This window comes from Bradyrhizobium sp. HKCCYLS2038, assembly GCF_051167655.1.
Classification (GTDB): domain Bacteria; phylum Pseudomonadota; class Alphaproteobacteria; order Rhizobiales; family Xanthobacteraceae; genus Bradyrhizobium.
Window position 1 is genome coordinate 930,487 of record NZ_JBNPTM010000001.1, and the last position, 10,430, is coordinate 940,916.

Annotated in this window: 7 protein-coding genes; 4 read left to right on the forward strand and 3 right to left on the reverse strand. The window is 60.5% G+C overall.

The features are described from left to right. Positions 1 to 29: 29 nt before the first annotated feature. Both ACQR1I_RS04225 and ACQR1I_RS04230 read right to left on the reverse strand, forming a co-directional pair. Positions 30 to 1,229: a M20 metallopeptidase family protein gene (locus tag ACQR1I_RS04225; protein ID WP_434867874.1), complete on the reverse strand. Its 1,200-nt coding sequence runs from the start codon at positions 1,227 to 1,229 to the stop codon at positions 30 to 32. Positions 1,230 to 1,423: 194 nt separating this feature from the next. After that, entirely contained in the window at positions 1,424 to 2,317 is an 894-nt protein-coding gene (locus ACQR1I_RS04230) for a LysR family transcriptional regulator (protein WP_434867873.1), read from the reverse strand. Positions 2,318 to 2,513: 196 nt separating this feature from the next. On the opposite strand from ACQR1I_RS04230, the gene ACQR1I_RS04235 reads away from it, so the two are divergent. From ACQR1I_RS04235 to ACQR1I_RS04250, 4 genes are all read left to right on the forward strand, one after another. Next, a complete protein-coding gene (locus ACQR1I_RS04235; RefSeq protein ID WP_434867872.1) occupies positions 2,514 to 4,124 on the forward strand; it encodes an ABC transporter substrate-binding protein in 1,611 nt (536 codons plus the stop codon). Positions 4,125 to 4,290: 166 nt separating this feature from the next. Further along, complete coding sequence (locus ACQR1I_RS04240) at positions 4,291 to 5,271, forward strand: ABC transporter permease (protein WP_434867871.1); 981 nt, start codon at positions 4,291 to 4,293, stop codon at positions 5,269 to 5,271. Then, on the forward strand, positions 5,272 to 6,198 hold the full coding sequence (locus ACQR1I_RS04245; protein ID WP_434867870.1) for an ABC transporter permease: 927 nt from the start codon (positions 5,272 to 5,274) through the stop codon (positions 6,196 to 6,198). After that, on the forward strand, positions 6,198 to 8,033 hold the full coding sequence (locus tag ACQR1I_RS04250; protein WP_434867869.1) for an ABC transporter ATP-binding protein: 1,836 nt from the start codon (positions 6,198 to 6,200) through the stop codon (positions 8,031 to 8,033). The genes ACQR1I_RS04245 and ACQR1I_RS04250 overlap by 1 nt, the downstream gene beginning before the upstream one ends. Positions 8,034 to 8,290: 257 nt before the next feature. Here ACQR1I_RS04250 and ACQR1I_RS04255 read toward each other — a convergent pair whose 3' ends face one another. Further along, positions 8,291 to 10,018: a winged helix-turn-helix domain-containing protein gene (locus tag ACQR1I_RS04255; protein WP_434867868.1), complete on the reverse strand. Its 1,728-nt coding sequence runs from the start codon at positions 10,016 to 10,018 to the stop codon at positions 8,291 to 8,293. Positions 10,019 to 10,430: the final 412 nt, after the last annotated feature.

The window sequence follows — 10,430 nt, forward strand, 5'->3', positions numbered from 1 at the left end:
CCATGGTTGCGCCGTAACGCTATCCGCAATCAGATCGCTGACCGGAGACGATGGCTCGCAATCGCAACGAACATGCCGCCCGCGACCGGAAGGATCTCATCGCAGAAATCATACTTCGGGTCATGCAGATAGGCGCTCTCCTCGCCATTGCCGACAAAGAAGAAGCAACCCGGAACCTGCTCGAGATAGAATGCGAAATCTTCCGCGCCCATCGTCGCAAGCGTGTCGATGCGTCCCGCTCGATTCTCGCCAACAGTATCGATCGCGACCTTGATCACAAAATCTGTCTGCGCTCGATCGTTGATGACCGACGGAATGCGTAGGAGCTGCGTGATCTCTGCGCGTGCGCCATGCGCGCTACAGATGTTGGTCGTCACTTGCCGTATCTCGTGACCCAGCAGCGCAAAGACATCCGGCGAACCGTCACGGGCGCTGATCATGAGCCTTGCCGTCGGCGGGATGACATTGCCGCCCCCGCCGGCATGGAAACCGGTCACGGTGATCACCCCGGATTCGAGTGGCGACAGCCGTCGAGACACAATACTCTGGAGCCCCTGGACCACGGCGGATCCAACAAGGATGGGATCTATGGCGAGATCCGGTCGCGCCGCGTGGCCGCCATGTCCCGTGATGGCGAGTTCGTAGCGAGTACTGCCGCCCATTGCCGGACCTGATTTGGCGAAAACCCGACCGAGCGGAAAGCCCGGACGATTGTGAAAGCCATAGATGTTCTCAACGCCCTTCAGCACGTCAGCCTCGATCATGGCGACCGCGCCGAGGCCACCTTCCTCCGCCGGTTGGAACAATAGCTTGAGTCTGCCTGAGAGATGATCGTGGTCTTCTGCAAGCTTGCGCGCAGCCAGGAGCAGCGATGCGGTGTGCCCGTCGTGACCGCAGGCATGCATCTTGCCGGGGTTACGCGAAGCATAGGAAAGTCCGGTCTGCTCCTCGATCGGCAGCGCGTCCATGTCGGCGCGAAAAGCAATGGTGGGGCCGGGTCTGCCTGTATCCAGGAGACCGACAACCCCCGTCTTGGCGACGCCCTCGGTCACGTCATAACCCAACGCCTTGAGCCGGCTAGCGACCAGATCGGCGGTTTGACACTCTTCGTACCGCAACTCGGGATTGGCGTGCAGGTGCTGCCTGATTGCGGTCGCCTCCGCGATCGCCGGCTTTGAAAATACCGACACCGATGCCTCCCCGACGTTTTGCGCCTCATGCTGACCCATGGTTAGTCATGGGAATGCTCTGCCACAATCGCTTAGATTCGCATCCTTCATTGCTGAAATGGCAATGCATTGGTTGGCGCGGAGTACGATCGACGCGGTCGACCAAATCGCGCCGACGTCAGCTGGCCGCGGACTCCGATCGTGCAATTGAGCGACGGTGTGAATAGCGATGCTGCCCGCGCTAGGGCACTCATTTAGTCACCGGACCGAAGCCTACCCAGCACGATCTCAAGAAACGCCTGAACCGTTGCAGGAAGTGTTCGCTTTTCCATGATGATGACGTGGATCACTGTTTCCGCGACTCCATCGTCACGGATGGGAACGACCTTCAAACCTTCCGCATCGGCTTCTTCGGCAATTCGCGATGAACTAAAGACGACTGCGCCGGCACTCTTGGCGAATTGGCGCATGGCGGCAACGGAATTGGACGACATAGCCGGCTCGACCCTCAGCCCGTGCCTGGCGAATGCCGTCTCGATCATCTGACGCTGGGTTCTGGACTTGTCGGGCAAGGCAAGCGGATAGCGGGAAATGTCCTTCAGCGTGACGCCCCGCCTTTTTGCGAGCGGGTGGTCTTTCGGGACGACGATGCTGACCAGGCGCCGACTGACGTGAACAACGTCGACGCCGCGTGGCGACGGATGATTGAAGGTCACTCCGATGTCCGCTTCACCATCCTTGACCTGCCTGGCGATCTCGAACGAGTTGCCGAGGTATAGATCGAATGTCACCTGAGGATATGAGCCGCGAAAATCGGACATCATGCGAGGCAGAGGCTGAAGCGCAAAACCATCAAAGGCCGCGACCCGGATGTGGCCCTTGTGAGGACCGCGCAACTCCCTGATCTCGGCGATTGCACTGCTCGCGTCCAACTCGGTGCGGCGACCATGCGCGACCAGAATTTCTCCCGCCGCGCTCGGAACCATCCCGCGCGCACGCCTTTCGAAAAGCTCAACTCCAAGCTGTTCTTCGATCTTTGCGATCTGCCGGCTGATCGCCGATCCTGCGACATTCAGCCGTGAGGCGGCTTCGGCGATGGAGCCGTAGCGGGCGACCGCCAAGACATACCGTATGGAAATGGGCTGCATCGAAACCTCGTGCGTTGCCAATTAGGCAACGGATTATGCGAATTATGATTATTGTGGCACGGCCGGCCGATCGATATCAAGGCAGCTAGAACGAAAACCGACAGAAGAAGCCGGAATGACGCGGACGCCAAAGCCTCCGAAAAGAGACCGGCGTGCAGCGGGCAGATCTTCTGTTCAACTTTCAGGAGGAGCGAGAGTGCCAGGCAACAGCTATAGCCGTCGTACGATCCTGAAGTATGGATTGGGCGCAGCGACCGCCTTTCCGCTGGTCGGCCTCGCCTGTCCCTCATTCGCTCAAGATGCCGTTTTGCGGATCGCATTGTCTGCACCGCCAACGACGATCGATCCTCATCTCTACAACGCAATTCCGAATAATGCGCTGGCCAGGCACTTGTTTGATCCCGTCGTGCTGACAGACGAGAGCGTGAAGTCCATCGCCGGCCTTGCGAGGTCCTGGAAGGAAATCGACCCCACGCATTGGGAATTCGAGATCCGGCCTGACGTCAAGTTCAGCGACGGTGCGCGGCTCACCGGAGACGACATCATCGCTTCAATCGAGCGAGCGTCCAGGATTTCGACTCCGGGAAACTTTCAGATCTACACACGGTCGATCAAGAAGATCGTCTCGGGGGGCCGGACACTTCTCATCGAGACGAACGCCCGTGATCCCTTGCTGCCGAACTCGCTGAGCCGGATCGGGATCATCAAGGCACAGTTCAAGAACGCCACGACCGGCGATTTCAACAACGGTTCGGCGGCGATCGGCACCGGCCCCTTCGTGCTCGACAAGTATATTCCGGGAGACCGGATAAATCTGGTTCGAAACGACAGCTACTGGGGTGAGAGGCCTGCCTTTGAGCGCGTGGAGATGAAGATCATCTCCAACGAAGCTGCACGCATCGCGGCGCTGCTGTCGGGCGATTGCGACCTCGTTGAAGAACTGCCCCACACGGGGTTGGAACGGGTTGAGGCATCCCCGAGCTTCCACGTCGTTAGAGGTATGTCGAACCGGCTTGTCTATTTGGCCATGGACCAACACCGCGACGTCTCTCCATTCATCACGGACCAGTCAGGCAAACCGCTCGCGAAGAACCCGCTCAAGGATCCGACGGTGCGCAGGGCCTTGTCCCTCGCCATCAACCGGGAGGGAATCGTCAAGCAAGTCATGGCGGGAAACGCAGAAATTGCGTCTCAGTTTCTGCCAGCCGGGCAGCCCGGCACATCGCCAGACCTGCAGCCGGAAAAGTATAATCCGGGCCTCGCCCGATCACTGCTTGGGACGGCCGGATATCCTGACGGATTCCGATTGACCGTGCATGGGCCCAACGACCGCTACATCAATGACGCGAAGATCGTTCAGGCGGTCGCCCAGATGTTCTCGCGCGTCGGCGTCGTTTCGGCTGTGGATGTCATGCCATGGTCTGTGTATTCGGCGCGCAACAACAAGGGCGAATTCAGCCTGTCTTTGTCAGCTTGGGGTACCAACACCGGCGAGACCTCCAATCCGATGTCAGCGACCGTTGCGACGAGAAACGCAGAGAAAGGTCTCGGGGGCTCAAATGCTGGCTTCTATTCCAACCCGGCGGTCGACGAAAATCTGGAGAAGGCGGCAACGGCCCCTGACGATGCGACCCGCTACGCGATCCTCGCCGAAAACTCGAAGATCATTTTTGAGGACCACGCGATTCTTCCGCTGCACCGTGAAGCGATCGTGGTCGGCGCCAAGACGAGCATCCAATATACGCCGCGATCGGATCAGTTCATGTCTGTCATCGCTGCAAAGCGAACCGCGACCAGCAGGACATGATTGCGCGCTCACGTGCCGTCAGGCGCGTGAGCGGAGCAGTTGACTGAAGAAGACTTCATCGACAGTCGCCGCGGCGACACCCGCCTGTCGCCGGTGGTGCCGGCGGGCTCTTCCAGATGCGTCATGCCGGCGAGGCATGCGAGCGAGTTTCACGCAAGGAGGCATGATGTTTGGTTGGCTCACGAGCCGGCTCTTCCAATCGATCCTGGTCATGCTCGTCATGACCTTGATCGTTTTTGCCGGCGTCAATGTCATTGGCAATCCGATTGATATCCTCGTTCCTCCCGATGCCTCTCAAACCGAGAAACTTCGCATTGTCGCGCATCTCGGGCTCGATCGGCCGCTGTGGATTCAATATCTGCTCTTTCTAAAAGGCATCCTGCAGGGAGACCTTGGAACGAGCTACGTCTACAACCAACCGGCACTCGGCGTCATCCTTGAGCGGCTACCTGCGACGCTGGAACTGGCCATCGGCGCCATGCTGCTTTCGGTGGTTTTCGGCCTGCCGCTTGGCCTCTTTGCTGGATTGCGGCCGGATAGCTGGCTGGCCAAAACGTTGATGGCTGGTAGCATCCTCGGTTTTTCTCTGCCGACATTCTGGATCGGTCTGATCCTCATTATGATTTTCTCGGTCCAGTTGGGATGGTTGCCTTCTGGCGGGCGAGGAGCAACCGAAAGCCTGTTTGGCGTGCAATTGTCGTTTCTGACCGTCGGCGGGCTCAAACACCTGGTGCTGCCTGCGATCACCTTGGCTCTCTTCAAAATCGCGATGGTGATGCGCCTGACACGAGCAGGTGTCCGTGAAGCGATGCCGCAGGACTATGTTCGCTATGCTCGAGCCCGTGGGTTGCCGGAAAGACGGATCGTCGGCATCCATGTGCTCAAAAACATCATGATTCCGATCGTGACCGTCATCGCCCTGGAGTTTGGTTCGCTCATCGCCTTTTCGGTGGTGACCGAAAGCGTGTTCGCTTGGCCCGGCATGGGCAAGCTGATCATCGACAGCATAAAGGTTCTGGATCGACCGATCGTGGTCGCCTATCTCGTGCTGATCATGCTGATCTTCGTCGGCATCAATCTCCTGACCGACATTGCCTACACGATTCTGGATCCACGAGTCCGTCTCGGCACAAAAAGAGGCGCATAAATGTCAGCAATACTGGAAATCGAAGTTGAACCTGTTGTCGTGGAGCAGGCGGTCGAGCGACCTTGGCGGAGAACATTGAGGAGCTTTCTGCGATCGCGCATTGCTGTCGCTGCCCTTGCTCTCTTGGTCATCATTGTTTTGGTTGCCCTCTTTGCTCCTTGGATCGCCCCGCAGAACCCTTACGATCTCATGCAACTCGACATTCTCGACGGCATGCGGCCGCCGGGCAGCCCATCAAGCGGCGGGGGTTTTGTCTATTTGTTAGGCTCTGATGACCAGGGCCGGGATATGTTCTCCGCGATCCTCTTTGGTCTGCGCATTTCCCTGGTCGTCGGCGTGTTGTCGGCTCTCATCGCCGCTCTCGTCGGCGCTTCGGTCGGGCTGATCGCTGCCTATGTCGGCGGTCGAACCGAGAATTTGATCATGCGCATCGTGGACATGCAGCTATCGTTCCCGGCTATCCTGGTGGCGCTCTTGATCCTGGCGATACTCGGCAAGGGCGTCATCAACGTCGTGCTGGCGCTGATCATCGTCGAATGGGCGATCTACGCGCGCACGGCCCGTGCGGCGGCCCTGGTCGAACGTCGCCGTGAATATATCGAGGCCGCCCAGTGCCTCGGCTTTCCGCCCTATCAGATCATCTTCCGGCACCTGTTTCCCAACTGTCTCCCCCCGCTCATTGTCATTGCGACCATTCAAATCGCACGGGCCATTTCACTCGAGGCGACCTTGTCGTTCCTGGGTCTTGGCGTTCCGATCACAGAACCGAGTCTCGGCCTGCTGATTTCGAATGGCTATCAATACACGCTTTCGGGAAAGTTCTGGGTCGCTCTCTATCCTGGCATTGCGCTGCTCCTCACCATCGTCAGCATCAATCTGATTGGAGATCAGGTGCGCGACGTCTTTAACCCGAAGGGACGCGATTGATGTCGACTGGTCAGCCAGTGAGCGAAGCAGCAACCCAACCCCTTCTGGCGGTACGCGGTCTTTCCACTTCGTTTCTGAACGACGGCAAATGGAAGCCGATTGTCCGAGATATCTCCTTTGATGTCGGACGTGCAGAGACGGTGGCGGTCGTCGGCGAATCCGGTTCGGGCAAGAGCGTCACCGCAATGTCTATCATGCGGCTGTTGCCTTCGAAGACCAGCAAGCTGGAGGGCCGGATCGAGTTCGCAGGCAGTGATCTGTTGGCGTTGCCCGAGGAGGCGATGCGAAAGGTGCGCGGCAACAGGATCGCAATGATCTTTCAGGAATCGGCCCTCAACCCGGTTTACACCGTGGGCAACCATCTCGTGGAGACCCTGCTTCAGCATCGTGATCTTTCTAGAAAAGACGCAAGAATGGAGGCGCTGGGACTGCTGGAGAAGGTTCGCATACCATCTGCGAAACAGCGGCTTGACGAGTATGCGCATCAACTCTCGGGCGGCATGCGCCAACGCGTCATGATTGCAATTGCCTTGGCATGCCGGCCGAAACTGTTGATCGCGGACGAACCTACAACAGCGTTGGACGTGACGATCCAGGCTCAGATTTTGCAGCTCATCCGCGAACTCCAGCGTGCCGAGGACATGTCGGTGTTGTTCATCACCCACGATATGGGTGTGGTGGCCGAGATCGCCGACCGCACGGTCGTGATGTACAAGGGCTCGTTGGTGGAGACCGGTGAGACCGCACAGATATTCAACGCACCTCGCCACAATTATACGCGTGCGCTGCTTTCGGCGGTGCCTCGCATGGGCGAGATGGCGAGCCATTCGCGGCCGATGCGTTTTTCAACGGTGGACAAGACCACGGGAGAGATGGCCGGGGGCCAGGAGACGCCCGAGACGGTTGCGGCGTGCAGCCAGCCCTTGTTGCAAGTCAGGAATCTGGTGAAGAGGTATGACATCCATGGCGGTGCGCTCGGCGGATTGAAGGGACGCGTCCACGCTGTGGAGGATGTTTCTTTCGATCTCCGCGAAGGCGAAACGCTTTCTCTCGTCGGCGAGTCGGGCTGCGGCAAGTCGACGACGGGCCGTTCCGTCATGCGGCTGATCGAACCGACCTCCGGTTCGGTCGTCGTGGATAGCACGGATATGGCGACGCTGGGCAGCTCTGGCCTGCAGCGCCTGCGCAAGAAGATGCAGATGGTCTTCCAGGATCCTGTGGCCAGTCTCAATTCGCGCATGACGATCGGCACGGCTATCGCCGAGCCGTTTCTTGTTCACGGGATGGGCAGCAAAAAGGAAGCAAGAGACAAGGTCGCGCATCTACTCGATTTGGTGGGCCTGAAGGCAGATATGGCCAACCTCTATCCCCACGAATTTTCTGGCGGTCAACGCCAGCGCATCAGCATCGCCAGGGCGTTGATCCTCGATCCGAAGCTGATCGTTGCGGATGAATCCGTTTCCGCGCTCGACGTGTCGGTCAAGGCGCAGGTCGTCAATTTGCTGCTCGACCTGCAGGCGAAACTCAAACTCGCTTATCTGTTCATTTCGCACGACATGGCCGTGGTCGAGCGATTCAGCCATCGGGTCGCCGTGATGTATTTGGGTGAGATCGTAGAAATCGGCTCGCGCCGAGCGATCTTCGGCAATCCTCAACATCCCTACACGAAAAAGTTGATGGCAGCCGTTCCAGTCGCCGATCCGTCCCAGCGCTCGATGAAGCAAGATGTTCCCGCCGATGAAATCAAGAGCCCGGTCCGGTCGCTCGACTACGTCCTTCCCGCCCGGAAATATGTGAAGGTCGGAGACGACCATCTGATGCTCGCAACTGATTGATGTCCGGGCGATGTCAGCGGGACAAACGTCATGATCGAACAGCTCCAAGATCTGGAGATCGCCTTCAAGGAGCTGGCCTGGAAACGAAAAATTGGTTCCCGGTCAATACCGTAGCAATGAGCGTAAGCCGCGGCGTTTTCTCACTAACAAGGTGCTGACGATGGAAATCTCCGTAAGAGGGCACTTTCATCAAGAGGATTGGTCGCTCCCGGTTGCTGAGTGACGATGTCCGCGCGGGGGGACTGGAGTCCGACTGATTATTGCGCCGGCAGGCCTGCGTCGACCATGAGCTGGACGATGCGGCCGGCGACCTCGCGGTACAGCGGGCTGGTGTTCTTCTTCGGTGGGGCGACGTTCAATGCGGTCGTGCCGGGCCGCAGCTTGAGGCCGTTCTGCATCGCGGCTTTCGCCTCGTCGGTCTGCCCGGCCCGCTGGTAGGCGGCGGCCAGGAGCATGTAGGGACGGCCTGAGGCCGCCGTGATGGCGATCGAGCGCTGCAGCCAGGGCAGGGCGTCCTCGGCACGGTCCATCGTCATGTAGGCCCAGCCGATGCCGAGCAGCCAGGTCCACCGCGACACCGCCGGCGTGTCGTAGCGGTCGGCCTGCTGGAACGTCGCCAGCGCATCCTCGAAGCGGCCGAGATTGAGCTGTGCGAGGCCGATCAGATACATCGCCAGCCCGTTCCAGGGATCGCGGCTCACGGCTCTGGCACAGATCACGAGGCTCTCGACGAACCGGTTGGTGGCGCTGAGGAAGCGGCAATAGGTCTCTAACACCGGGATCGCGTTCGGCCGCGTGCGCAACGCCCGCTCGAGGTTGGCGGACGCCTGGGCCTCGGCCGCCGCGGCGGCCTCGGGACTGTACCAGACCATCTGGATGCCGCGCATCTGCAGCGCCGCCAGCGCGACCGCAGCGTCGACATTGTCGGGCTCCTCGGTGAGCGCGTTCTGCAGCATCGTCTGCGCCATGCCGAAGCGCTCCAGCGTCACGCTGTTGATCGATGCGGTCGCCTGCTCGATGGCGGCCTTCGCGCCGCCGGCGGTGGCGGCGCCATTCACCGTGGATCCGGACTCCGTCAATGCGTTGAGACGGCGGGCCAGCACGTCGCCGACGCCGGCGGCAAGCCGTGTCTGCTGCAGCGCGAGCGCACTGTCGTCGGCCTCGACGGCCTCGACCGAAATCGCGGCGACACCCTCGACCTTGCCGGTGGTCGTCTGAACCAGGCGGGCGCGCAGGGTCCAGGATGGCCCGTTGCGCTGCAGCTCGCCGTGGATCTCGAAGTCCGAGCGGACCGTGGCGGCCGCAGCAACAGGCGCGGGGCGCGGCGCGGTCGATGCCGGTGCGACCACGCTGATGCCGTCGATGCGGGCGAAACCATCGGCCAGCCGGGTGCCGATCTCGCTCGCCATCGTCGATCCGCGGGGATCCTCGGTCGCATTCGTGATCGCCATGACGGCGACGACCGGCGGGACGCTCCCGAACAGGTTCTGCTTCAACAGCGGCGTGGCGGCGGCGAGCCCGACGATCGCGCACAGTCCGAGCACGATGGCCGCCGCCACCCGCCCGCGTGAGAACCAGGGCGAGCCCAGCGGCGCGGTCGCAATTTCGGCCGGGGAGGCGGTTTCGGGTTCGGCGGCCGCCGGCGGTGGCTCGGCCTCGGGCGCGGGGACATCGGGCGCGACGACCGCGAGGTCGGCGGTGAAGATGTAGCCGCCGCCGGACGCCAGCTTGACCAGCTGCCGCCTATCGTCGCGCAGCGCGTTGCGAATCTCGCGGATGCATTGAAACAGGCTGTCCTCGCCGACATGGACCTCCGGCCACACCGCCTCCATCAGCTCCTGCTTGCTCAGCACCCGGCCGGGATTGGCGACCAGCAGCCGCAACATCTCGTAGGTCTTCGGGCGCAGCTTGATCGGCACACTGCCGGGGCCACGCAGCTCGGCGTGCTGCTGGTCGAGCTCGAACCCGGCAAAACGGACGATCATTCAGTCTCTCTGGATATGCTGCCCAAAATGCATTGGCATACCGGTACGTCGCCGAACCATGGCCTGACAGCTGGTCTCGATAGAAATTTCAGAAAACTTCGGAAATCGATACCCTAACCCGATACCGTATTGCGACATCGTGAACGGCGCTCGCGGGCCGCTGCCGTGGATGCGGCGATCGCGAGGCGTCCTCTACCCCTCGCCATGCGGCTGAAAGAGCGCGCCCGGATGGCATTTTGCGCGGGCTTGGCCGAGCTTGCTCTGCGGCTTCGATCAGGTGGATTGCCGGCGTTTTGCAGCGCATTCCGATTCTGATTCAGAAAATTTCACAGCATCACGGCCGGCTTCCTCAGGACTTCCCACGGTGCGGGTGAGACACCAGGGAGGGAAGGGCCGGTTGACTCGCCGACGG

Excerpts from the sequence above, each read along its gene's own strand:
- ACQR1I_RS04230 (WP_434867873.1), bottom strand. The coding sequence starts at position 2,317 with ATGCAGCCCATTTCCATACGGTATGTCTTGGCGGTCGCCCGCTACGGC.
- ACQR1I_RS04245 (WP_434867870.1), top strand. The coding sequence starts at position 5,272 with ATGTCAGCAATACTGGAAATCGAAGTTGAACCTGTTGTCGTGGAGCAG.
- ACQR1I_RS04250 (WP_434867869.1), top strand. The coding sequence starts at position 6,198 with ATGTCGACTGGTCAGCCAGTGAGCGAAGCAGCAACCCAACCCCTTCTG.
- ACQR1I_RS04255 (WP_434867868.1), bottom strand. The coding sequence starts at position 10,018 with ATGATCGTCCGTTTTGCCGGGTTCGAGCTCGACCAGCAGCACGCCGAG.
- ACQR1I_RS04240 (WP_434867871.1), top strand. The coding sequence starts at position 4,291 with ATGTTTGGTTGGCTCACGAGCCGGCTCTTCCAATCGATCCTGGTCATG.
- ACQR1I_RS04225 (WP_434867874.1), bottom strand. The coding sequence starts at position 1,229 with ATGGGTCAGCATGAGGCGCAAAACGTCGGGGAGGCATCGGTGTCGGTA.